The sequence below is a fragment of the Escherichia sp. KTE96 genome (assembly GCF_000408525.1).
Taxonomy (GTDB): Bacteria; Pseudomonadota; Gammaproteobacteria; order Enterobacterales; family Enterobacteriaceae; genus Escherichia; species Escherichia marmotae.
Map to the genome: position 1 here is coordinate 320,820 of NZ_KE137146.1, position 24,203 is coordinate 345,022.

Consider the following 24,203-nt stretch of genomic DNA (forward strand, 5'->3'; position numbering starts at 1 on the left):
GTCATATACCGGACAAGATTGGTGGATTTCAGCATGAATTATATGAAGTGGATTTATCCACGCCGCTTACGCAATCAAATGATCCTGATGGCAATCCTGATGGTCATTGTCCCAACGCTTACTATTGGTTATATCGTAGAAACGGAAGGACGTTCAGCAGTCTTATCTGAAAAAGAGAAAAAACTTTCTGCCGTGGTCAATCTGCTTAATCAGGCGCTAGGCGATCGCTACGATCTCTACAACAACTTACCGCGTGAAGAGCGTATCCGCGCATTGAACGCAGAACTTGCTCCCATTACCGAAAATATCACTCACGCCTTCCCTGGGATAGGTGCTGGTTATTACAACAAGACGCTGGATGCGATAATCACCTACGCGCCTTCAGCGCTATATCAGAATAATGTGGGCGTTACTATCGCCGCGGATCACCCTGGCCGCGAAGTAATGCGTACAAATACACCTTTAGTTTATTCAGGCAGGCAAGTTCGCGGCGATATTCTGAATTCAATGATTCCCATTGAACGTAATGGTGAAGTCCTCGGCTATATCTGGGCCAATGAATTAACCGAAGATATTCAACGCCAGGCCTGGAAAATGGATGTGAGGATTATCATTGTGCTCACCGCCGGTTTGCTGATTAGCCTGCTGTTGATTGTGCTCTTCTCCCGTCGCCTGAGCGCCAATATAGATATCATCACCGATGGCCTCTCGACTCTGGCGCAAAATATTCCTACCCGATTACCACAATTGCCCGGTGAAATGGGGCAAATCAGCCAGAGTGTTAACAACCTCGCCCAGGCACTGCGTGAAACGCGGACACTTAACGATCTGATTATTGAAAACGCTGCCGATGGCGTCATTGCCATTGACCGCCAGGGTGATGTAACCACCATGAACCCCGCAGCAGAAATCATCACTGGCTATCAACGTCATGAACTGGTAGGGCAGCCTTACGCCATGTTGTTCGACAATACTCAGTTCTACAGTCCTGTACTGGATACGCTGGAACATGGCACCGAACACGTGGCACTGGAAATCAGTTTTCCAGGCCGTGACCGCACCATTGAACTCAGTGTCACTACCAGTCGTATTCATAACACGCATGGTGAAATGATAGGTGCTTTGGTGATTTTCTCTGATTTAACTGCCCGAAAAGAAACCCAACGCCGCATGGCGCAAGCTGAACGCCTCGCCACCCTAGGTGAACTGATGGCAGGCGTGGCGCATGAAGTACGTAATCCGCTGACGGCTATCCGTGGTTATGTGCAGATCCTACGCCAACAAACCAGTGACCTAATACATCAGGAATATCTGTCCGTTGTGCTCAAAGAAATCGACTCAATTAACAAAGTCATTCAGCAATTGCTCGATTTTTCACGCCCACGCCACAGTCAATGGCAACAAGTCAGCCTTAATGCATTGATTGAAGAAACTCTGGTACTGGTACAAACCGCCGGAGTACAAGCGCGGGTCGACTTCATAAGCGAACTGGATGATGAATTAAGCCCGATTAGCGCCGATCGTGAACTGCTCAAACAGGTACTACTGAATATCCTGATCAATGCCGTCCAGGCTATCAGTGCACGAGGGAAAATTCGCATTCGAACCTGGCAGTACAGTGACTCACAACAGGCCATTTCGATAGAAGACAACGGCTGTGGCATTGATCTCTCGCTGCAAAAAAAGATCTTCGATCCCTTTTTCACCACCAAAGCCTCAGGAACAGGGCTTGGTCTGGCGTTAAGTCAGCGCATCATTAACGCCCATCAGGGGGATATTCGCGTGGCCAGTTTGCCGGGCTGCGGCGCAACCTTCACCCTTATTTTACCGATCAACCCGCAGGGAAATCAGACCGTATGACCGCTATTAATCGCATCCTTATTGTTGATGATGAAGATAATGTTCGCCGTATGTTGAGCACCGCTTTTGCACTACAAGGATACGAAACACATTGTGCGAACAACGGACGCACAGCATTACAACTGTTTGCCGATATTCACCCTGACGTGGTGCTGATGGATATCCGCATGCCAGAGATGGACGGCATCAAGGCACTAAAGGAGATGCGCAGCCGTGAAACCCGAACCCCCGTTATTCTGATGACGGCCTATGCTGAAGTGGAAACCGCCGTCGAAGCACTACGTTGCGGTGCCTTCGACTATGTTATCAAACCGTTTGATCTCGATGAGTTGAATTTAATCGTTCAGCGAGCTTTACAACTCCAGTCAATGAAAAAAGAGATCCGCCATCTGCACCAGGCACTGAGCACTAGTTGGCAATGGGGGCACATTCTCACCAACAGCCCGGCGATGATGGACATCTGCAAAGACACCGCCAAAATTGCCCTTTCTCAGGCCAGCGTCTTGATTAGCGGTGAAAGTGGCACCGGAAAAGAATTGATTGCCAGAGCGATTCACTACAATTCGCGGCGGGCAAAGGGGCCATTTATTAAAGTCAACTGCGCGGCGCTACCGGAATCGTTGCTCGAAAGTGAACTGTTTGGTCATGAAAAAGGCGCATTTACTGGTGCACAATCCTTGCGTCAGGGATTATTTGAACGCGCCAACGAAGGTACTCTGCTCCTCGACGAAATTGGCGAAATGCCGCTGGTACTGCAAGCCAAATTACTACGCATTCTTCAGGAACGGGAATTTGAACGGATAGGCGGCCATCAAACCATAAAAGTTGATATCCGCATCATTGCTGCCACCAACCGCGACTTGCAGGCAATGGTTAAAGAAGGCACTTTCCGTGAAGATCTCTTTTATCGCCTTAACGTTATTCATTTAATACTGCCACCTCTGCGCGATCGTCGGGAAGATATTTCCCTGTTAGCTAATCACTTTTTGCAAAAATTCAGTAGTGAGAATCAGCGCGATATTATCGATATCGATCCGATGGCAATGTCACTGCTTACAGCCTGGTCATGGCCGGGAAATATTCGTGAGCTTTCCAACGTCATTGAACGCGCCGTCGTAATGAATTCAGGCCCGATCATTTTTTCTGAGGATCTTCCGCCGCAGATTCGTCAGCCTGTCTGTAGCGCTGGTGAGGCCAAAACAGCCCCTGCCGGTGAGCGTAATTTAAAAGAGGAAATTAAACGCGTCGAAAAACGCATCATTATGGAAGTTCTGGAACAACAGGACGGCAACCGAACCCGCACGGCTTTAATGCTGGGCATCAGTCGCCGTGCATTGATGTATAAACTTCAGGAATACGGTATCGATCCGGCGGATGTATAACACCAAAACTTGCTATGCAAGAATTTGCACAGTGCGCAAATTTCTGCATAGCCGAACATTCACCTTCGTCATCCCCTTCTAATTTACCCTTTATTATTCAACCAGTTAAAAAACAACAGCAAATATTCTCATTCTGGCACTCCCCTTGCTATTCCCTGACTGTACCCACAACGGTGTATGCAAGAGGGATAAATAATGAAAACAAAATTGATGACATTACAAGACGCCTCCGGCTTCTTTCGTGACAGCATGACCATCATGGTGGGCGGATTTATGGGGATTGGCACTCCATCCCGCCTGGTTGAAGCATTACTGGAATCAGGCGTTCGCGACCTGACATTGATAGCCAATGATACCGCGTTTGTTGATACCGGCATCGGCCCGCTCATCGTCAATGGTCGTGTCCGCAAAGTGATTGCTTCACATATCGGCACCAACCCGGAAACAGGTCGGCGCATGATATCTGGTGAAATGGACGTCGTTCTGGTGCCACAAGGTACGCTAATCGAGCAAATTCGCTGTGGTGGTGCCGGACTTGGTGGCTTTCTCACTCCAACCGGTGTCGGAACCGTCGTAGAGGAAGGCAAACAGACGCTGACACTCGACGGCAAAACCTGGTTACTTGAGCGTCCACTGCGCGCCGACCTGGCGCTAATTCGCGCTCATCGTTGCGACACACTTGGCAACCTGACCTATCAACTTAGCGCCCGCAACTTTAACCCCCTGATTGCCCTTGCGGCTGATATCACGCTGGTAGAGCCAGATGAACTGGTCGAAACCGGAGAGTTGCAACCTGACCATATTGTCACCCCTGGTGCCGTTATCGACCACATCATCGTTTCACAGGAGAGCAAATAATGGATGCGAAACAACGTATTGCGCGCCGTGTGGCGCAAGAGCTTCGTGATGGTGACATCGTGAATCTGGGCATTGGTCTACCGACGATGGTCGCCAACTATTTGCCAGAAGGCATTCATATCACTCTGCAATCGGAAAACGGTTTTTTGGGGCTAGGCCCGGTGACAACGGCACACCCTGATCTGGTGAACGCTGGCGGACAGCCATGCGGTGTTTTGCCTGGAGCAGCCATGTTTGACAGCGCCATGTCATTTGCACTGATCCGCGGCGGCCATATTGATGCCTGCGTGCTCGGTGGTTTACAGGTAGACGAAGAAGCCAACCTCGCGAACTGGGTAGTGCCTGGGAAAATGGTGCCCGGTATGGGTGGAGCGATGGATCTGGTGACCGGGTCGCGCAAAGTGATCATTGCCATGGAACATTGCGCCAAAGATGGTTCACCAAAAATCTTGCGCCGCTGCACCATGCCGCTCACTGCGCAACACGCGGTGCATATGCTGGTAACAGAACTGGCAGTCTTTCGTTTCGTTGACGGCAAAATGTGGCTCACCGAAATTGCCGACGGATGTGATTTAGCCACCGTGCGTGCCAAAACCGAAGCTCATTTTGAAGTAGCCACCGATCTGAATACGCAACGGGGTGATTTATGATTGGTCGCATCTCGCGTTTTATGACGCGTTTTGTCAGCCGGTGGCTTCCCGATCCCCTGATCTTTGCCATGTTGCTGACGTTGCTAACATTCGTGATCGCGCTTTGGTTAACACCACAAACGCCGATCAACATGGTGAAAATGTGGGGTGACGGTTTCTGGAACTTGCTGGCGTTCGGTATGCAGATGGCGCTTATCATCGTTACCGGTCATGCCCTTGCCAGCTCCGCTCCGGTGAAAAGCTTGCTGCGTACTGCCGCCTCCGCTGCAAAGACGCCCGTACAGGGCGTCATGCTGGTCACTTTCTTTGGCTCAGTCGCTTGTGTCATCAACTGGGGATTTGGTCTGGTTGTTGGCGCAATGTTCGCCCGTGAAGTCGCCCGGCGAGTACCCGGTTCTGATTATCCGTTGCTCATTGCCTGCGCCTACATTGGTTTTCTCACCTGGGGCGGCGGCTTCTCTGGCTCAATGCCTCTGTTGGCTGCCACACCGGGCAACCCGGTTGAGCATATCGCCGGGCTTATCCCGGTGGGCGATACTCTGTTCAGTGGTTTTAACATTTTCATCACTGTGGCATTGATTGTGGTGATGCCGTTTATCACCCGCATGATGATGCCAAAACCGTCAGACGTGGTGAGTATCGATCCGAAACTACTCCAGGAAGAGGCTGATTTTCAGAAGCAGCTACCGAAAGATGCCCCACCATCCGAGCGACTGGAGGAAAGTCGCATCCTGACGTTGATCATTGGTGCACTCGGTATCGCTTACCTGGCGATGTACTTCATCGAACATGGCTTCAACATCACCATAAATACCGTCAATCTGATGTTTATGATTGCGGGCCTGCTACTGCATAAAACACCAATGGCTTATATGCGTGCTATCAGTGCGGCAGCACGCAGTACCGCCGGTATTCTGGTGCAATTCCCCTTCTACGCCGGGATCCAGTTAATGATGGAACACTCAGGCCTCGGCGGACTCATTACCGAATTTTTTATCAATGTCGCAAATAAGGACACCTTCCCGGTAATGACCTTCTTTAGCTCTGCGCTGATCAACTTCGCCGTACCTTCTGGCGGTGGTCACTGGGTTATTCAGGGGCCATTTGTAATACCCGCAGCCCAGGCACTGGGCGCAGATCTGGGTAAATCCGTAATGGCGATCGCCTACGGCGAGCAATGGATGAACATGGCTCAACCGTTCTGGGCGCTGCCAGCACTGGCAATCGCCGGACTCGGTGTCCGCGACATCATGGGCTATTGCATCACTGCCCTGCTCTTCTCCGGCGTCATTTTCGTCATTGGTTTAACGCTGTTCTGACGGCAACTCTACAGACAGAAGGAATATAAAATGAAAAATTGTGTCATCGTCAGTGCGGTACGTACTGCCATCGGTAGTTTTAACGGTTCACTCGCCTCCACCAGCGCTATCGATCTAGGGGCAACGGTGATCCAGGCCGCCATTGAACGCGCAAAAATTGACTCACAACACGTAGATGAAGTGATTATGGGTAACGTCCTGCAGGCGGGTTTAGGGCAAAACCCGGCGCGTCAGGCATTGCTTAAAAGCGGGCTGGCAGAAACGGTGTGCGGATTTACGATCAACAAAGTGTGTGGCTCGGGTCTGAAAAGCGTGGCGCTTGCCGCCCAGGCGATTCAGGCCGGTCAGGCGCAGAGCATCGTCGCGGGTGGAATGGAGAACATGAGTTTAGCGCCCTACTTACTCGATGCAAAAGCACGCTCAGGTTATCGTCTGGGAGACGGACAGGTTTATGACGTAATCCTGCGCGATGGTCTGATGTGCGCCACCCACGGTTATCATATGGGGATTACCGCCGAAAACGTGGCCAAAGAGTACGGAATTACCCGTGAAATGCAGGATGAACTGGCACTAAATTCACAGCGTAAAGCGGCAGCGGCAATTGAATCTGGTGCTTTTACAGCCGAAATTGTCCCGGTAAATGTCGTCACACGGAAGAAAACCATCGCCTTCGATCGCGATGAATTCCCGAAAGCAGATTCTACTGCAGAAGCTCTGGCTGCATTGCGCCCGGCCTTCGACAAAGCCGGAACGGTCACTGCCGGGAATGCTTCAGGCATTAACGACGGTGCTGCCGCACTGGTGATTATGGAAGAATCGGCGGCGCTGGCGGCAGGCCTTAAACCACTGGCTCGCATTAAAAGCTATGCCAGCGGCGGCGTGGCTCCCGCGTTGATGGGAATGGGGCCAGTACCTGCCACACAAAAAGCGTTACAACTGGCAGGGCTGCAACTGGCAGATATTGATCTTATCGAAGCCAATGAAGCGTTTGCTGCGCAGTTCCTTGCCGTAGGGAAAACCCTGGGCTTTGATCCTGAGAAAGTGAATGTTAACGGCGGGGCTATCGCGCTCGGGCATCCTATCGGTGCCAGCGGTGCACGTATTCTGGTCACTCTGTTACATGCAATGCAGGCACGCGATAAAACGCTGGGGCTGGCAACGCTATGTATTGGTGGTGGTCAGGGAATTGCGATGGTGATTGAACGGTTGAATTAATAAACAAAAACGCCCGATAGCGAAAGTCATCGGGCGTTTTCTTAAACAACGACAGTGAAGGTAACCTCATTAATTACCAGTCAAAACTTTTCACCAGCGTCAGTTCACCAGCATTACGCATCGGGACAACAAAAGTTTCCTGTTTTTCATTGACCGAGCCTTCATCAGTGATGAGCGTCAGTTGAGCAGTCGTCAATTCCGTTTCGCTGCGTCCGCCATAGTAGTTGATATACACCTGATAGCGCCCGTGAATCGGCGCAGGCATAGCGAAAATCTCTGGTCCGTAACCTGTCGTGACATCCATATCCAGTGCGCCACTATTTTTCAGCGCTGTATTACCGTACCAGGCGTGTTCACCATCCGGCGTGACGACATGGAGATCGAGATCGGTATTATCCGTATCCCATGAAAGAACTAACCGTAAACGCGCGCGAATTGCACCAGCCCCCGGTGTAGAGTAAAACTGCATTTTTTGTCGGCTTTGCCCATCGGGGCTGATGACCTGCACACTGTTGCTGCCTTCGGTAAAAATATAAGGGCGCGCAAATGAACCATCAGATTCAATTCTCTGCGGCATACTGGCACCGTTGACCACCAATCGCCCCTGCTGGGTTTTGCCCGCCGCAGCATAATTTTTTATTTTGCCGCGGATCTGCGCAGAGATATTTTGATCATCAGCCATATTGACGGACGACGCGGGGTAATTGATCGATTGTGAAAAACTGGCATCTTCACCCTCTGCCGGATGCCAGCCAGAAAGCGGTGCATCAATTTCGACTTCCTGCACTCCTTCGCTGTGGGCAACAGGCGAAAGTGCCACCAGTAACAACGGAAGAAATATCTTTCGCATAGCATTAGTCCATTAATAATTGTCGGGTCAGCGCTTCGATATAGTTCTCATCCAGCCCGGTGGGGTATCCATCAAAGGCAAGATGCAGGTACTCATGAGTTAAATCCAGTCGATCCTGAAGTGTAAAAAAATTACGAATAAATAGCCTTTTTTGCTGCCGATCGGTATAGGGGAACCCCGAGACTAAACGGCACACCGCGAATACGTCTGGCTCGTTGTACCCCGTCTCGTCTTGTAACGCGCGCCGCCACTGTGGCATTTTTTCCGCCAGCCAGGCTTTCGCTTTCGGTAATAACTGGCAAGTAGAGCGTGGTGCTCCCCAGCGGCTAAGGCTGTTGTCGGGATAAGCAAAGGCGAGTATCTGGTCGTAACGCTCTCCCTGTCCCGCCTGGACGGTGGCTTGCCGCCAGGACAGCGTTCCTTCAGCAGCGCGACTGCCATGATAATGAACCGGATCGCCCGCATAGATGAGATCCTGCGTCCAGGCGGTCATCGTCCGCGCGCCCGTGGTGGCTGGCGAAGCAGAAACGCGCTGAGTGGCGCTGCTGTCCGGGATTGTCAGGCAATCGCCTTCCCGATCGGCATTTTGCTGTAAAAATGTGCGAATCGCCACGGTCATGGCTTTCGCTGCCTCAGGGGGCGTACTTTTCGCCTCGCGATCCAGCACTCTGGCAACGTACTCTTCACGATCGAGATGCGACTGCAATTTCAGTTTGCCATTTTCCGTAAGTAAGGTCGTCTCACCGTGGCTGACCAACGTAATATGGTTACCATTGGCAAACGTCACTCGATAGCGCCCATTGAGCACGCCGGGTTTTACTGCCGTCGTACTCTTTTCCGCAGTGATTTTTTTCACCGGATAACGAGCAAACAGATCCACCAGTACACATTGCCCACTGGCAACTTGCGTCGGTACAGGCAAAACCTGATTAAGAATCGTCGCGTAACGGGTCAATACCGTTTTGCTGGTGCCGCTGCCTGTAACCCATAGCGGCGTACCATCAGTTAACCAACCAGCAAAACCGCCCTGACGGATTTCCTGTTTATCATCGGCAAACCAGCTCCAGGTTTTCACTCGTACCCGACTACCGAGCATGGACGCTACGCCAATTTTCGAATCGTCCAGCACCACGTCCAGTAATATTTCCTGGGCTTTGTTTTGCGCAGGTAACGTCGCCAGTGAATCAAGCAACGATTTAACGGTTACCGACGTTTCGGGTTTCAGCGTAGAAAGCGATGCTAACCAGGTTGGTGCCTGGCGCTGTTGCCAGTATTGCCCCCACGCATCCGCACCGATGTGCAACCGCTGCGGCGAAAAGTAGAGACCACAGGAACGCACCAACGCCGTTTCGCGCGTAATGCTCTCCCCCGCCTGACAGCAATAGACTTCTTCCGGAGAGTTACCGCGACACTGGTAGGGCTGCTCCGGCTGATGAGTATCCTCAAGCCAGGCATAAACATACAGCTTCCATAAGCTCCCTAACGGCGTAGTGAGCGTGTCAGGTAGCGTAGAGACGTTTGTCACGCCCGATGGCGTCAACTGATACAGTTGATCATGCTGCGCCCCCCGCAGTGCCAGTTGTAACGGCGTCTCCTCCGCAAACGTTGACAGCGTAACCAGCGTCAATAGCCAGACGATTCTGCGCCAGTTCACTTATTTCACCTGCATCCCGCGCCATTCGCTACCTGCCGCAACGCTTTGCTGCGCAGGCGCATAGGAACGCACATAACGAACGGGCGGTAGAACGAATTGCCCTTTTTGCGAGAAGCGCAGCAGATGGTGGAAAGTGACCGTTCCTGCAAATTCTTTCACCGGCACCATATAAGCCAACTCGCTCATTTCATTACGCGCTTTTTCCAGCAACTGCCCCTGCTGTTTCGCGGTGTTGGGCTTGTTGACTGAGATGCCCCACGTTGTCCGTTCAACATCAGCTCCCGGCGGTAGCGGTACTTCCACCTGACCGTAGCGCAGCGGCGCATCCTGCTCACTGGTGAGAGTGATTTCATCGAGATACAGCGCATCGCTGTCAATCTCACTACTGGTAACCGGCTGCAGAGTAAAGCTCATCTCTTCATCCCCCGGGATCAGCCGATACAACTGGCGTTCAACGGTCACCGGAATGTTACTTTGTTGAGCAGTTTTTGCCGGTTCACGCCAACGGATCTGCACGTTTTGCGACGATAATTCGTCACCAAAAGAGAGAATGTCTGGCACCCCCTGACCAACCCAACGCCAGTATTCGCCCCCGCCAGTCGCCTTTTGTTTAGCCCATGCGCCCGCAGGTGCGGGTAACACTACGGGAGGCATCGCTGCCATATATTTCGCCAGCCAGTTCATGGCCAGTGCACGTTCGATACTGGATTGCTGGGCGGTTAAACCACTTAAAATGGCCGCAGCCTGGGTGGAGTCGCCACCGCTATTAAGCAACACAACCGTGTGCGCCAGCGGTTGGTTGCTGTTTGCCGCTTTATCCCACGCATACTGCTGGACCTGTGGCATGACAGTGGACTTCAACTGTGCTTTTTTCAGTAACGTCATGGTTAAAACGTTTGCCACCGCATCCGCCAGCGGAGACTCTGGCGCATTGAGGATCAGGCTATCATTGATATCACGAGTGTCTTCCTCTGAGAGCGCTTTGATTTCTTTCCGGGAAACCGCTTCATCCAGCCCTTTCAGCAACGTTTTGCACGGCAGATTCATCTCCTGCGCCCACGCCAGCACCAGCGCCCGATGCAGTAACGGCATGTTATCCGCCTGCTCTGCGTAGCTGTCGAGCATATGCTGCCAGTATTCAGGTTGTTGCGTTACGCCAAGCGCCTGACTGGCCTGCCAGTCGGCATACCATGCCCATGCTGTCAGGAAGGCATCGCCATTGCCATCTTCACCCCACCAGGTAAAGCGTGCGCCTGGCCCCGCCAGTTGCATCAGCCGCAAACGGTTATCCTGAATCATCTGACGAATGTCGTTGGCGGCAGCACTCTGATGATCGGCAAGCGCACGCCAGGCAAGGCTTAGGGGGAGCAGACGGCTACCGGTGTTGATTACGCCCCCCCAGGGTTCATCGACTAACGCGTCGAGGTTATTACGGAAAATCTCCTGCGGCGTTTCGCTGCTTTGTAGTCGGATGTTACTCGCCAGCTCTGGCAACATCAGCGTGTTATCGCCACCGCCGAGCATGACGTTTTTCTGCTGTTCAACGGACCAGGTGTTATCAACAAAAGACAGTTTTGTGCTAATGCTGTCCTGCACTTGCCCATTTTGTTGCAATTCTGCGCTTAGCAAACCAGATTGCTGAATGTCCTGCGTCAGCGAAATATAGTTAGCCCCTTTATGCAACGTCAGCGTCTGGCGCATTTCAACACCCGCAAATTTACTTACCAGCTCTACCGGTTCGTTATCCTGCTGACTGAAAATAAACAGCCCTGCCGCCGGTTTATCGCCCAGGCGATACACCGTTGGCATACTCCACTTCATGTAGAGATTTTTTTCCGAGCGCAAATAAGCACGCCCCTGCCCGACCAGCCCGTCGCCGTTCATCCCACGTGCGGTAATGCGCCAACGGGTTAACGAATCCGGCATCAGGAACGTGAAATATGCTTTGCCTTGTTTGTCCGTTGTTAGCGATGGCATCCATGCCGCGGTATCAACCTCTTCGCGCCGTGGGCGTTCCAGCATTTTCACTCGCCGCTCGCTGCGGTTTGTTGCTCCTGGCGCAACCGGCTCGCTGGAGAGTGCCTGGTCGTAGCTGATAAATGACAGGCTGGAACTGGTACGCACATTGTTACGCCCCAGCGGATAGAAAAATTTGCCGATATTTGGCGCAATCTCCGGTTGCAGCGCGTAGATCATTTCATCGACCACGCCAACCGTTAGTTGTGCAGAAACAGGTTTGCCCTTCAGCAATGAGGTTAATTCCACATTTACCAGTTCGCCTGGCTGGTAATGGGTTTTGCCCGTTTTCACCCGAATATCTAACTGGGGAACGGCGACTTTGATCCCGGCATTCTGAAAACTGTACTGCCCGTTACGGGTATACAGCACCGAAAAGGTGATGTTAGGCGCAAAGGTATTACTCACCGGAACGCGGGCTTCATACTGGGTATCGTTTAAACGTTGCAGTGTTAGCCAGCTTGCTGGTTGCGATAACAGCGACCGCTGTTCAACGCGATCACGCTCCAGCGTCAGCAACGCTTCATCAATCGGTTCCGGGAAAGTGATTAGCATCTTCGCGGTTTCGCCGGGCTGGTAGAGCGTTTTATCCGCCACAATATCTACCGTACCGGTATGCGCCATGCTGCCCTTACCGCTGACCGCATGGCTTAACCCGGCGAGAATCAGGCCGTCTTTATCACGCAAAGTCAGATTGTAGTTGCCGGGTTTATCGAAATTAACGGTGAAGGATTTACCGCCAGACGCCAGGTCACCGCTGTAGCTTGTGCGGTCTTCCAGACGCAACCACTCGTACTTAACGGGAACCTGTTTTGAAGCCTCCAGCGCGGCATAACGGAACACCACCGGCTCGCCACTTTTGCTGTATTGTGCGGCGGTGCTTAGTGTGTAATGTGCAAGACCGCGTTCAATGAGGATCTCTTTGGTGGTGGTAACACGATACGCCGCGCCGTCGCTGGCGGAGACAGTTAATAAATAACGGCTCGGTTTATCGGCAGCGGGAAGATTTAACGCCACATGACCGCTATCGTCTGAAACCGTTTCGCTGCCTTCAAGCGACACCGGGAAACGCCCGGCATAACGCAAATCGTTGCCAACCATCGACAATTGTTGGGCGCGCAAACTTAACTGCACCCGAGCATTTTTTACTGGCTCACCATCCGGGTAGAGCAGTTGTAGTTTACCGCTGACCGCTTCGTCAGTTTTGAAATCTTTTTTGTCGAGGGCTAAGCCAATCTCAAAATGCGGTTTGATGTAGTTTGCCACGCGAAAACTGCTGCTATAGACCTGGTTGCGGTAAGCCAGGCGTAACTCATAACCTCCGGCAACGGCATTTTCTGGCAGGCGGAAACTCCCCTGCCCGCCATTACGCGCATCAAGCGCGACATTGACGGTTTGCAACAGACTACCGTTGGCATCCAGCACCGAGAGTTTCGCCGGAGCACTTACGATAGGGGATGAATGCAGCGGGCCGTGAAACTCGCGCCCCATCACTTTGACATCAACACGGTCGCCTGCGCGGTATAGCGGGCGGTCGGTAAAGATATACAAACGGGTGTTATAGGTTTCGCTTTCGTAGAAGAAATTCTCGGATACAAAAACGCCGCCTTCAGCATCTTTACCAAGAATGTATGAACGTTCAGGCGATATATGTTGTAACTGCAAGGCACCGCTGTCATCAGTAACGCCGCGAGTCATCACGCCAAAACCGTCAGTCCACAGGATCTCGGAGCCAGGCTTCGCTTCACCCTGCTTTTTGCCAGCGGTCCACACCAGAAGTTCGTTACCCGACACTTTGCTGAGCGCCACGGTATCGGAAACAAATACCACTGTTGTCGCCCGATAACTGCCTACCATCGCCTCGACGAGGTACAGTCCAGGCTCTTGTTTTCCGAGAGGAATATAGACATTGCCCGGCTGCGGCGAGATGAAATTACTGGATGCACCGTCCAGTTTTACGCCTTGTTGTGGCTCGACTGGTTTTGCCTGCCATAGTGGGTAACGAAACTGCTCCACCAGCGGGTATTTCTTCAGCGGTGAAAACGGGTTGTTTTGTACATAACGGGAAGGTTTGATGATGGCATTGCCAAGCTGCAATTCCGGTAATGCCTGAGTTACATTCTGCCGCGACTGAGAAGAGAAAGAACGCTGCATCACGCGGCGAGATTTGCCGTACCAGTTATCCCACAGCCAGGTCAGCGTATTGTTCAGACCGTCGCCCAGATATTGCGGCTGTACCACAATGCGATGCAGGTTTTTCTGCTGACGCAGGAACGCTATTGGGTCAGGAATACGATACAGGCGAACATCCACGCCGCCGTATTCTTCCATCTGATAACGCCGATAATCACGCCCCGGAGCTTCCAGCCGCACTTTAGCCTCTTCATTGCTGCTAAAACTGCTGTCAGCGAGCAAAAAGAATGTTTCCCCGGCAGGTGGCGTATAATTGCTGGAAGGGAGTGAGTCATCAGCGTTAACAAGCCCCGTCCCTGCGAGAGACAAGCACAGACAGGCCGCTATCGCGCCAGAAAATTTAAACGATAAATGCCAATAAAATTGGGATTGGAATCGTTGGGTATCCATCGGGTGTCCTTCCATGTCATAAGTTGTTGCAGACTGACTGCGCGCATTCCGTTGTCAGTTTTCGTAGCGCTTCCGGTGTGGTAGATGACGTAACGCCCCATCCAGACCATTAAGTGCTGGGCATCGCCCTGATCGAAAAAAATCATATCGCCAGGCTGCGCCTGGTTTATGTCCAGGCCAATAAAATGGCTGTTGTACTGAATCAAATTAATCGCTGTCACATAGGGGCCGGTTTTGTCGTTCCCCTGATTCCAGTTTTGTGCCAGTTGCCGCTGTTCAGGTGTTAGCGTCATCTCTGGCGGCAAATACTGACTTGCTATACCGTTACTTTTTAGCCATTTGCTGTCGTGAACTTTCAGTGCCTCGTTCGCCGCAAAGCGCACCAGTCCCGCACAATCCTGCTGATACCAACGCGGACTTGGCCCCTGGCGTAGTTGTTCTTGTGCAATGCGCACAAACCAGGCGCGAAATAGCCCCGATTGTTCGACATTCAGCCTTTCGCTATGGGCAACAAAACAACACAGCCAACAGATCAGCGCCAGCAACCCGTGTCTCATAGTGGCTGCCAGGTAATAGGTATCCACTGCCAGGCGGCACCGGGTTCCATCTGAGCCAGCTTTATGACATAGCGAGGTTGTTGAGATAAAGCGTCCAGCTTCGGCATTAATAAAGTTTGCGCGGCATTATAAAAAACCGGTTCGAGGTTCTTCGGCAGACTGGTCAGCGTTTCGTTGCGCAACAATTTCGCCACACCTTGCGGATTCACATAAACCGGAATCACACCATCGACCGGAATTACATCCACCATTGCCGGTCGCGTTTTATTCAGTGTTTGCAATGCGTTATTCACCAGCGTGTCATCCAGGGAGAAAAGCAACGTTTTATTTTGCATCGCCAGCGACACACGGAAAAAGGACGCTGACATAAGTTGTTCAGGTTGTGCTGCCTGTGCGGCTGGGTACTGGCCGTAACGAGAACTGACTTCCCGACGCCATATTCTGGCCTCTCCTTGTTGTGTTTCCGTCACCGGCAGTACACCTTCCGGCGCTTTGCTTTCGTGCGCGCCGATATTTTGGCTAAACAGTTTCCCTGGTAGTTGCGCCTGTTCGGCTGTGCCATCAAACTGACCAACAAATAACGGTGTTTGCAGTTTTGAGTCTTCATACCAACACAGTCCGGCTGCACCATCTAACGCCCCGTTCAACTTGTCGTTTTCCTGGCTGATGTGCGAAAGCATCTCTTCGGCAATACCGTGCGAATACGGCACAGCTACGCAGAAGCTGGCACCAGCAGGCATACTGTTCCATACCGGAGTGAAATCGAAACTGGCATCTACACTGGCGGATCCATCATTTAATGCCAGAAAGCTGTGCCAGCCGTCGTTGTTCATTTCGAAGCGCACACCGGCAAAAGATGGGATAAGTCGCTGGTAGCCAAAGCCCAGCAAATTTGCGCTAACCACGATACGCTGACGTACTGGTGTTTTTCCGGCAGTACGCTCTTCCAGGCCAAAGCGGGTTTCCCAGCGTTTTTTGCCGCTCAACAAATCACTCGCGATCGCCGTCGCTTCGCTATCCTGCTGGTCGTCTTTAAACAGCATATCCGTACTGGAGAAAACCAGCATTTTGTCCTGATAAGTCGTGAACATCAGTGTGTTATTGCTGTTATAGCGCAACTGATAAACAGGAATAGTTTCATTATTTATCTTGATGCTGCTGATTTCCGTCTTGCTTAACTGGCTGTCGCTGGTGGCAGCAAACAGTAACGGTTCCAGTAATTTACTTAAGCCACTGCGCTGAATCAGCACCATATAATGTGAAAGATGTCCCTGTTTATCGTGCCACAGCGCCGCCTGCGCAGGCTGGTCTAACAACGAGGAAAATAACTTATCTTTCAGCGTGAGATCGTGTTCATAGACAATGCGGCGAATGCTGCCTTCAATGCCCAGACGGTCGGCATGGTTCTGATAATAAAAAACAAAATCTTCGCTTAAAACATCATGGAGAAAAGGAATTGTGAGGAGATCTTTGGGGAGCTGGCTTAGAGAGTCGCTGTCGAGAAAGAGGTCCGGCTCATTGAGATCGATTTGCAGATTGTTGTGCACCACCAGTGGTGACAAGGTTTTTTCTGCTCCACTGCCAGTGTATTGCAATGCCCAGACGCCTGCGGAAAGCAGTGCTATTGCCCCAAAACCTACAAGGCCATAAAACCGCCAGCCTTTCGCCTTTTTTTCACCACTCATTGCCACATTCCTTGTGTAAAACCAGCCATTTTTTATGGGCGATGTAAAACTTTATCGCGCCCTAATACGACAAAAGCCCAGACTTTGCAGTCTGGACTTTTCAATTCAAAAAAGGGAAACAGCTCCCTTTTGGCATGAAGGGATGAAATTATTCTTCTTCTGGTTCGTCGTCAACGTCCACTTCCGGAGCGATTTCATCGTCCCCTTCCGCAGCACTGCCGTCGATAGTATCCAGCTCTTCGTCGTCAACTGGCTCTGCGACACGTTGCAGCCCCACCACGTTTTCATCTTCCGCTGTACGGATGAGGATAACGCCCTGAGTGTTACGACCAACCACACTGATTTCCGAAACACGTGTACGCACCAGCGTACCGGCATCAGTGATCATCATGATCTGGTCGCAGTCATCTACCTGCACCGCACCAACCACTAACCCGTTACGTTCAGTGACTTTGATGGAGATAACCCCTTTCGTCGCACGCGACTTGGTTGGGTATTCCGCCACCGCAGTACGCTTACCGTAACCGTTTTGCGTTGCGGTAAGGATTGCACCATCACCACGTGGAACGATCAGAGATACGACTTTATCACCTTCGCCTAAACGGATACCGCGAACACCAGTGGTGTTGCAGCCCATCGCGCGAACAGAAGATTCTTTAAAGCGCACCACTTTACCTTCAGCGGAGAACAACATCACTTCGTCTTCGCCGCTGGTCAGGTCAACGCCAATCAGTTCATCGCCTTCAACCAGTTTGATTGCCACTTTACCAGCGGTACGCAAGCGGTTGAATTCGGTGAGGACGGTTTTCTTCACAGTGCCGTTAGCTGTCGCCATGAAGACTTTCACGCCTTCTTCAAACTCGGTCACCGGCAGAATGGCGGTGATACGTTCGTCCTGTTCCAGCGGCAACAGGTTAACGATCGGACGACCACGTGCACCACGAGAGGCTTCAGGCAACTGATAAACCTTCATCGAATAAACGCGACCACGACTGGAGAAGCACAGAATATGATCGTGGGTGTTCGCCACCAGCAACCGGTCGATAAAGTCTTCTTCTTTTATACGTGCGGCAGATTTACCTTTCCCGCCACGACGCTGCGCTTCGTATTCCGAAAGCGGCTGATACTTCACGTAGCCCTGGTGAGAAAGCGTTACGACCACATCTTCCTGGGTGATCAGATCTTCCAGGTTGATATCAGCGCTGTTAGCCGTGATTTCAGTACGACGTTTGTCACCAAACTGTTCACGAACCAGTTCCAGTTCTTCACGGATCACTTCCATAAGGCGATCGGCACTGCCAAGAATACGCAGCAGTTCAGCAATCTGATCCAGCAGCTCTTTGTATTCGTCGAGCAGTTTTTCGTGCTCAAGGCCGGTCAGTTTCTGCAGACGCAGATCCAGAATCGCCTGAGCTTGCTGTTCGGTCAGGTAGTACAGACCGTCACGCACGCCGAACTGTGGCTCCAGCCATTCCGGACGCGCAGCATCGTCGCCCGCACGTTCCAGCATCGCGGCAACGTTGCCCAACTGCCACGGATTGGCAACCAGCGCAGTTTTCGCTTCTGCCGGGGTCGGCGCATGACGGATCAGCTCGATGATCGGATCGATGTTCGCCAGCGCCACGGCTAATGCTTCAAGGATATGAGCACGGTCGCGCGCTTTACGCAGTTCGAAGATGGTACGACGCGTCACCACTTCGCGGCGGTGACGGACAAACGCTGCGATAATGTCTTTCAGGTTCATGATCTTCGGCTGACCATGATGCAATGCCACCATGTTAATACCGAAAGAAACCTGCAACTGGGTCTGGGAGTAGAGGTTGTTGAGCACCACTTCACCGACCGCATCGCGTTTAACTTCAATCACAATGCGCATACCGTCTTTGTCAGACTCGTCACGCAGCGCGCTGATGCCTTCCACGCGTTTTTCTTTTACCAGCTCCGCAATCTTCTCGATCAGGCGAGCTTTGTTCACCTGATACGGAATCTCGTGGACGATAATGGTTTCACGCCCGGTTTTGGCGTCAACTTCCACTTCGGCACGCGCGCGGATATACACCTTGCCGCGACCGGTACGGTAAGCTTCTTCAATGCCACGACGACCGTTGATGATTGCTGCCGTCGGGAAGTCTGGTCCCGGGATGTGTTCCATCAGCCCTTCAATGCTGATGTCTTCATCTTCGATATACGCCAGACAACCGTTGATCACTTCCGTCAGGTTGTGCGGCGGGATGTTGGTTGCCATACCTACGGCGATACCGGAAGAACCGTTCACCAGCAGGTTAGGAATTTTGGTCGGCATGACGTCCGGAATTTTTTCCGTGCCGTCATAGTTATCAACGAAATCGACCGTCTCTTTTTCGAGATCGGCCATCAGTTCATGGGCAATTTTCGCCAGACGGATTTCCGTATAACGCATTGCCGCCGCGGAGTCGCCGTCGATAGAACCGAAGTTGCCCTGACCGTCTACCAGCATGTAACGCAGCGAGAATGGCTGCGCCATACGGACGATCGTGTCATAGACCGCCGAGTCACCATGGGGATGGTATTTACCGATTACGTCACCAACGACACGGGCAGATTTTTTATAGGCTTTGTTCCAGTCATTGCCTAGTACGTTCATGGCGTAAAGTACGCGACGGTGTACCGGCTTCAGGCCATCTCGGACATCTGGCAGCGCACGGCCAACAATGACCGACATCGCATAATCCAGATAGGAGCTTTTCAGCTCTTCCTCAATGTTGACCGGTGTAATTTCTCTCGCAAGGTCGCTCATCTAACCGCTATCCCTCTACTGTATCCCGGATTCAAAGGTCGCAAATTATAACACAGCCGCGCAGATTGAGGTAAACCTATACGCTTTATTCACCTGCAATGCCTGATATACTCGCTTGTCTTGCCAATTACGGAGTAGAAGTGCCAATGAATGCCGAAAAATCGCCGGTAAACCATAACGTAGACCACGAAGAGATCGCTAAATTTGAAGCCGTCGCCTCCCGCTGGTGGGATCTGGAAGGCGAGTTCAAACCACTGCACCGCATTAACCCGCTGCGTCTGGGCTATATTGCCGAGCGTTCCGGCGGTTTATTTGGCAAAAAGGTGCTTGATGTCGGTTGTGGCGGCGGCATTCTGGCTGAGAGTATGGCGCGAGAAGGCGCGACGGTGACCGGTCTGGATATGGGCTTTGAGCCATTGCAGGTAGCAAAACTTCACGCACTGGAAAGCGGCATTCAGGTGGAGTACGTGCAGGAAACCGTTGAAGAGCACGCGGCAAAGCATGCCGGACAGTATGATGTGGTAACCTGCATGGAGATGCTGGAGCACGTTCCCGATCCGCAGTCAGTGGTCAGAGCCTGTGCGCAATTAGTAAAACCGGGCGGCGATGTCTTTTTCTCAACGCTTAACCGCAACGGCAAGTCGTGGCTGATGGCGGTAGTCGGCGCGGAATATATTTTGCGCATGGTGCCAAAAGGCACGCACGACGTGAAGAAGTTTATTAAACCGGCAGAACTGCTGGGTTGGGTGGATCAGACCAGTTTAAAAGAACGTCATATGACCGGGCTACATTACAACCCGATCACTAACTCCTTTAAGCTCGGCCCCGGCGTTGATGTGAACTATATGCTGCATACGCAGAATAAGTGAGATTGTAAGCCGGATCGCACCGAATCCGGCAACGATGCCAATGCCTGATGCGACGCTTGCCGCGTCTTATCAGGCCTACAAAGGCTCCAGTAGGCCGGATAAAGCATTTACTCCGCATCCGGCAACGATGCCGGGCGGGCAGTAATTACCATTTCACCGTTATCGACAAAAATCCTGCCGTCTGGGCAAAATCATCACTTCCCTTCTGCCACGCCACGCTGCCGCGCAGGGAAACTCGCTGGCTAATATTGCCTGTTATCCCCACTTTTATTTCACCACGCTGCTTCGCCACATCATCGCTAATATTGCTGCCATCTTCTTCAATTTCTGCCGAATGAGGATCGTGATAATAATTCAGATCCAACGTTGGCGTGACATGAACGACGGTATGCCATTCGCTGTGTAATCCCAACCGCATCTGAATATCATCACCCTGCGATTGGGACACCCGAGCACGGTTAGCGGCGGTGAAATCATTTTGCTTCACGCCCTGATAGACAACCTGCGCTTGCGGTTCAATTAATACGCCGCGCATCGGTAACCACTGATACCCCGCCTCCAGCGACGCAACGATCCCTGATGAACGATAATGGTCCACGCCATCGCCTTGCTCGCTGACATCGTTATTAAACCAGGCATATTGCAGCCAGCTATCAAGCCATGCCCCCTGCTTTTGACTGCCATGCTGAAACCAGCTTGATGTCAGACCAACGGCATAACCGCGGTTCTGGTTATCGGCACGGGTTGAGGTGATATTCGAGCGACTATATCCCTGGTTATTGCTGTAGCTTCCAACGCCCGCCAGTGTCCATTCGCCATCATCCCCCCAGTTTTCACTTAACAGGTTGCCACTAAGCTGTATCGTAGAAGTGTCTTCGTGCAGGGCCATTTGCCCCACGGCAGTGTAATGCTCGTGCCCACCCAAAATGCGTAAATGTAGCGATTGACTGTTGCCACCGGCATGGTCGCGTCTCTCCATCACAAATGCCTGGTTTACCGCTCGCAGGTTATTAAGATATCCCCCGGTTTTCGCATTCAACACAGGCTGGTAAACAGGCGTCGGGGTTGGTGCAGGATCAGGCGTGGGATCGGGAGTCGGTTCCGGCTCAGGTAGCGGCGTCGGAGTCTCTTTTTGCGAACGCAAATACCAGTCGCTGTTATCTTCCACCAACATATAGTCGTAAGCGCCCATATTGACGTAGCCGCTGCCCGCCAGACTAAACTGCGCATTGTTCTGAAATTGTGTGGGATCGGCATTGAAATCAACCACTTTAATACCTGTGGATGTCGGCTCGCCAATGCCAGTAATCGGGTTAATCACTACCGTGGTGTTACCGGAGGTATTGCCGTTAAGTACCAGCAGATCGCTTACAGAATCATTGCCGTCTAATTCACTATCGAGCAGCAACGTACCGCCGCCATTGTAATCGCCATTCACCGTCAGTGTGTCGCCAGCAGCACCATTTTGCAGACTCACCTCACCGGAAGTATTGGTCAGATCACCATTGACCGTCACGTCTGAAAGGTAAGTCAGGCTGTCAGTTTCAAGATTGGTATTAAGCTCACCGGTCAACACCGTACCATCGGAGACATTGACCAGAGTACCGCCACCGATAAACAGTGAGGCATCCAACGCGGCGGAAGTCTCCTGTCCGGTTAAACGTAAGACGGTGCCATCGCTGATATCGATAGTGCCGCTGGAAGTCGCATCAATAGACTGAATATCCTGATCCGCACCAGTCTCGAACGTAGCCCCATCACCGACCCACAACGACGAAACATAAGGAAAGATATCCGCAACATCACCTTTCAGCGTGCCTTCCTCCACTCGCACCGCCGACTGCGCCGTACCACTGGCGGTCAGTTCCAGGGTACCTGCGCCTGTTTTCATTAGTGTGCTGCCAGCATCCTGATCCTGCCCACTACTGTCGGCCATCAACGCCCCCCATTGCGTGTAGACCCCCGCATCAACTGCGACTTCACCATCAGCGCGCATTTCGATATTACGCCCATGCCCCGCCGTCGCTGAGCATGTGTCAACATCTGCAGTTATCTCCATTACGCTATTTTGCTGGTTATCGGTAAAAATGACCTGACGGTTGTAATCCGTATCGCCAAGCTGTGAATTATCGCTAACGATTAGCGTTCCCGAAGCGATTTGCGTAGTGCCCAGATATGGATTGTCATTCGCCAGGCTTACCTGTCTATCACCTGCATCCACCACCACATAGACACCTTTTTTCCCGTCATCGCCAATATGCAGATCGTCGCCGCCATAGAGATCGGCAACGTCCTGACTGCCAATCACCGTGCCGCCACTGCCGCTAATTTCCAGACCATCGTTTTCTGCCGTACCACTCTGCCAGGTAGTAAAATCGGAAAGATCCAGCACACCATTGTTTAGCACGATTGACTGTGGATCGTTCTGCATCGCCGCCAGGTCATCAGCATTACCGGTTAAGGAGAGAATCGCCCCGTCTTCCACCACAATATCGCCGGTCAGTGCCATCGACTGCGCTCCCGTCAGGACATAACTACCGTTTTCAGCAATAGTCAGTTGCCCATCCCCCTGAACAGTCCCGGCAAAACCGCCCTGGTTGACAGTAACATTACCACCGGCGTCAATATTTAAAGTGCCATTCTGAAAACCCGTTAACGAATGTACAAATGTTTGCTGAGTCGTTCCAACGTTAAGCTCAGCCTGATTATCTGTCTGTCCGATACTGCCAACGCTCAGACCATAGCAATTTTGCGGATTGTTTTGGCACTGATTGTCACCAACATTCATCAGCGAATTATTCCGCCCCAACATGACTTCACCGTTTTTAATTCTCATCTCACCGGTAAAATCATTGTTATCAGCGTTAAGCACCAGTTCGCCCGCTCCGGCTTTGGTAATAAAGCCCGTCCCCGCAATGGAATCGATAGCCCCATCATTTTTCGTACTGCCAATGATCAAAGTTTTACCAGCCGCAATATCAAAACGAATCTCACTTGACCCCATATACAGAAAGCCTCCTGCCGCTGCCGAAGCCTCTTCACCGTAAGCAGATGCACTGTTATTCACATCTAATAATACGCCCTCGTTCTGGCTATAACTGTCATCAACAGCGATATCAATAAGATAAGGAGAAATTGCGTTGCTGGTATAAATTGCACCACCATAACCTTCGGCAGTGTTATTTATAAATGAAGTATTATTAATGACTGTAAAGCCTGATGGATGTGTTTTATCGTTATTATTATCGGTAATATCGATAGCTCCACCATCGCCATCACTGTAACTCGTTGATGTATATGCCTGATTATTATTAAAAACCGTGTTATTTAAGTAGACATTATTATTAATTGAATATATTGCGCCACCTTTGCCATCGTTAGCAATATTATCTGTAAATACAGCATTGGTGACGCTAAGATCAATATCACCAGCGTCATTTGTCCCCGCGGAATAGATCGCCCCCCCATACCCCCCTGCCACATTGCTGTCAAAAATAACCTGAGTAATATTCAGCGTTGAATTTTCTTTCGCAAAGATAGCCCCGCCATTATTATACTCACCACTCACGGTATTATTTTCAAACAGCGTCATCCCTGTTCCGTCTTGTGCTGACAATGTGAAATTGGCACCTTGTTGTAAAAATACCGCACCTCCACTGGTATCATTTTTCATAGAAGAAAAAATAAGCCATTGCCCGTCAGCAACATTCCAGACCTGTGTACTACCTGAAAGGCTCTGGCGACTGGCCCGGCAACTGGCTATAACGTTAACACCCTGACATGAAGGCATAATCTGCGACGCTGCATTCGCTCGTGTAAACGCACATGCAACGACAGCCAGAAAAATTAAGAGATATTCTTTCCTGATAAAAACAATCCATTTTTTATTCATAATCTGACAGCCTGTGAGAAATAACACGCCATCATTA

General features: G+C 51.5%; 14 protein-coding genes. 7 read left to right on the forward strand and 7 right to left on the reverse strand.

From position 1 onward, the window contains the following. The first annotated feature begins 33 nt into the window (after nucleotides 1-33). The 6 genes from atoS to atoB all read left to right on the forward strand — a co-directional run bounded on the left by atoS (nucleotide 34) and on the right by atoB (nucleotide 7,284). The gene (gene atoS, locus A1WG_RS19730; RefSeq protein WP_001516745.1) at nucleotides 34-1,860 is read left to right on the forward strand and encodes a two-component system sensor histidine kinase AtoS; all 1,827 of its coding nucleotides are present in this window, start codon (nucleotides 34-36) and stop codon (nucleotides 1,858-1,860) included. Then, nucleotides 1,857-3,242, forward strand: coding sequence for an acetoacetate metabolism transcriptional regulator AtoC (atoC, locus tag A1WG_RS19725; RefSeq protein ID WP_000125306.1), 1,386 nt, complete (start codon nucleotides 1,857-1,859; stop codon nucleotides 3,240-3,242). Before atoS ends, atoC begins: the two co-directional genes overlap by 4 nt. Nucleotides 3,243-3,437: 195 nt before the next feature. Next, the gene (gene atoD / locus A1WG_RS19720; protein ID WP_001516746.1) at nucleotides 3,438-4,100 is read left to right on the forward strand and encodes an acetate CoA-transferase subunit alpha; all 663 of its coding nucleotides are present in this window, start codon (nucleotides 3,438-3,440) and stop codon (nucleotides 4,098-4,100) included. Further along, complete coding sequence (atoA, locus tag A1WG_RS19715; RefSeq protein ID WP_000339068.1) at nucleotides 4,100-4,750, forward strand: acetate CoA-transferase subunit beta; 651 nt, start codon at nucleotides 4,100-4,102, stop codon at nucleotides 4,748-4,750. The genes atoD and atoA overlap by 1 nt, the downstream gene beginning before the upstream one ends. Next, a complete protein-coding gene (locus A1WG_RS19710) occupies nucleotides 4,747-6,069 on the forward strand; it encodes a TIGR00366 family protein (RefSeq protein WP_000580268.1) in 1,323 nt (440 codons plus the stop codon). Before atoA ends, A1WG_RS19710 begins: the two co-directional genes overlap by 4 nt. A 30-nt stretch (nucleotides 6,070-6,099) precedes the next feature. Further along, the gene (atoB, locus tag A1WG_RS19705; protein ID WP_001516747.1) at nucleotides 6,100-7,284 is read left to right on the forward strand and encodes an acetyl-CoA acetyltransferase; all 1,185 of its coding nucleotides are present in this window, start codon (nucleotides 6,100-6,102) and stop codon (nucleotides 7,282-7,284) included. 73 nt (nucleotides 7,285-7,357) lie between these two features. On the opposite strand, the gene A1WG_RS19700 is transcribed toward atoB, so the two are convergent. From A1WG_RS19700 to gyrA, 6 genes are all read right to left on the reverse strand, one after another. Beyond that, nucleotides 7,358-8,134 carry a YfaP family protein gene (locus A1WG_RS19700; RefSeq protein WP_001225842.1) on the reverse strand — a complete coding sequence of 259 codons (777 nt, stop codon included), beginning with the start codon at nucleotides 8,132-8,134 and terminating at the stop codon, nucleotides 7,358-7,360. Nucleotides 8,135-8,138: 4 nt separating this feature from the next. Then, on the reverse strand, nucleotides 8,139-9,788 hold the full coding sequence (locus A1WG_RS19695) for a YfaQ family protein (RefSeq protein ID WP_001516748.1): 1,650 nt from the start codon (nucleotides 9,786-9,788) through the stop codon (nucleotides 8,139-8,141). Next, complete coding sequence (locus tag A1WG_RS19690) at nucleotides 9,789-14,387, reverse strand: alpha-2-macroglobulin family protein (protein ID WP_262353078.1); 4,599 nt, start codon at nucleotides 14,385-14,387, stop codon at nucleotides 9,789-9,791. Continuing rightward, entirely contained in the window at nucleotides 14,321-14,944 is a 624-nt protein-coding gene (locus A1WG_RS19685; RefSeq protein ID WP_001516750.1) for a DUF1175 domain-containing protein, read from the reverse strand. The genes A1WG_RS19690 and A1WG_RS19685 overlap by 67 nt, the downstream gene beginning before the upstream one ends. Then, nucleotides 14,941-16,629 (reverse strand): DUF2138 domain-containing protein, encoded by a 1,689-nt coding sequence (locus tag A1WG_RS19680; RefSeq protein ID WP_001516751.1) that lies wholly within the window; start codon nucleotides 16,627-16,629, stop codon nucleotides 14,941-14,943. The genes A1WG_RS19685 and A1WG_RS19680 overlap by 4 nt, the downstream gene beginning before the upstream one ends. Before the next feature lie 148 nt (nucleotides 16,630-16,777). After that, nucleotides 16,778-19,405, reverse strand: coding sequence for a DNA topoisomerase (ATP-hydrolyzing) subunit A (gene gyrA, locus A1WG_RS19675; protein ID WP_001281278.1), 2,628 nt, complete (start codon nucleotides 19,403-19,405; stop codon nucleotides 16,778-16,780). Between the two features lie 146 nt (nucleotides 19,406-19,551). Here gyrA and ubiG point away from each other — a divergent pair, with 146 nt between their 5' ends. Continuing rightward, the gene (gene ubiG, locus A1WG_RS19670) at nucleotides 19,552-20,274 is read left to right on the forward strand and encodes a bifunctional 2-polyprenyl-6-hydroxyphenol methylase/3-demethylubiquinol 3-O-methyltransferase UbiG (protein ID WP_016242523.1); all 723 of its coding nucleotides are present in this window, start codon (nucleotides 19,552-19,554) and stop codon (nucleotides 20,272-20,274) included. A gap of 145 nt (nucleotides 20,275-20,419) precedes the next feature. On the opposite strand, the gene yfaL is transcribed toward ubiG, so the two are convergent. Continuing rightward, nucleotides 20,420-24,166 carry an AIDA-I family autotransporter adhesin YfaL/EhaC gene (gene yfaL / locus A1WG_RS19665; RefSeq protein WP_001516753.1) on the reverse strand — a complete coding sequence of 1,249 codons (3,747 nt, stop codon included), beginning with the start codon at nucleotides 24,164-24,166 and terminating at the stop codon, nucleotides 20,420-20,422. Between the last annotated feature and the right edge of the window lie 37 nt (nucleotides 24,167-24,203).

Excerpts from the sequence above, each read along its gene's own strand:
- gyrA (WP_001281278.1), bottom strand. The coding sequence starts at position 19,405 with ATGAGCGACCTTGCGAGAGAAATTACACCGGTCAACATTGAGGAAGAG.
- ubiG (WP_016242523.1), top strand. The coding sequence starts at position 19,552 with ATGAATGCCGAAAAATCGCCGGTAAACCATAACGTAGACCACGAAGAG.
- A1WG_RS19680 (WP_001516751.1), bottom strand. The coding sequence starts at position 16,629 with ATGAGTGGTGAAAAAAAGGCGAAAGGCTGGCGGTTTTATGGCCTTGTA.
- atoC (WP_000125306.1), top strand. The coding sequence starts at position 1,857 with ATGACCGCTATTAATCGCATCCTTATTGTTGATGATGAAGATAATGTT.
- A1WG_RS19700 (WP_001225842.1), bottom strand. The coding sequence starts at position 8,134 with ATGCGAAAGATATTTCTTCCGTTGTTACTGGTGGCACTTTCGCCTGTT.
- A1WG_RS19685 (WP_001516750.1), bottom strand. The coding sequence starts at position 14,944 with ATGAGACACGGGTTGCTGGCGCTGATCTGTTGGCTGTGTTGTTTTGTT.
- A1WG_RS19710 (WP_000580268.1), top strand. The coding sequence starts at position 4,747 with ATGATTGGTCGCATCTCGCGTTTTATGACGCGTTTTGTCAGCCGGTGG.
- yfaL (WP_001516753.1), bottom strand. The coding sequence starts at position 24,166 with ATGAATAAAAAATGGATTGTTTTTATCAGGAAAGAATATCTCTTAATT.
- atoD (WP_001516746.1), top strand. The coding sequence starts at position 3,438 with ATGAAAACAAAATTGATGACATTACAAGACGCCTCCGGCTTCTTTCGT.
- atoS (WP_001516745.1), top strand. The coding sequence starts at position 34 with ATGAATTATATGAAGTGGATTTATCCACGCCGCTTACGCAATCAAATG.
- atoA (WP_000339068.1), top strand. The coding sequence starts at position 4,100 with ATGGATGCGAAACAACGTATTGCGCGCCGTGTGGCGCAAGAGCTTCGT.
- atoB (WP_001516747.1), top strand. The coding sequence starts at position 6,100 with ATGAAAAATTGTGTCATCGTCAGTGCGGTACGTACTGCCATCGGTAGT.
- A1WG_RS19690 (WP_262353078.1), bottom strand. The coding sequence starts at position 14,387 with ATGGATACCCAACGATTCCAATCCCAATTTTATTGGCATTTATCGTTT.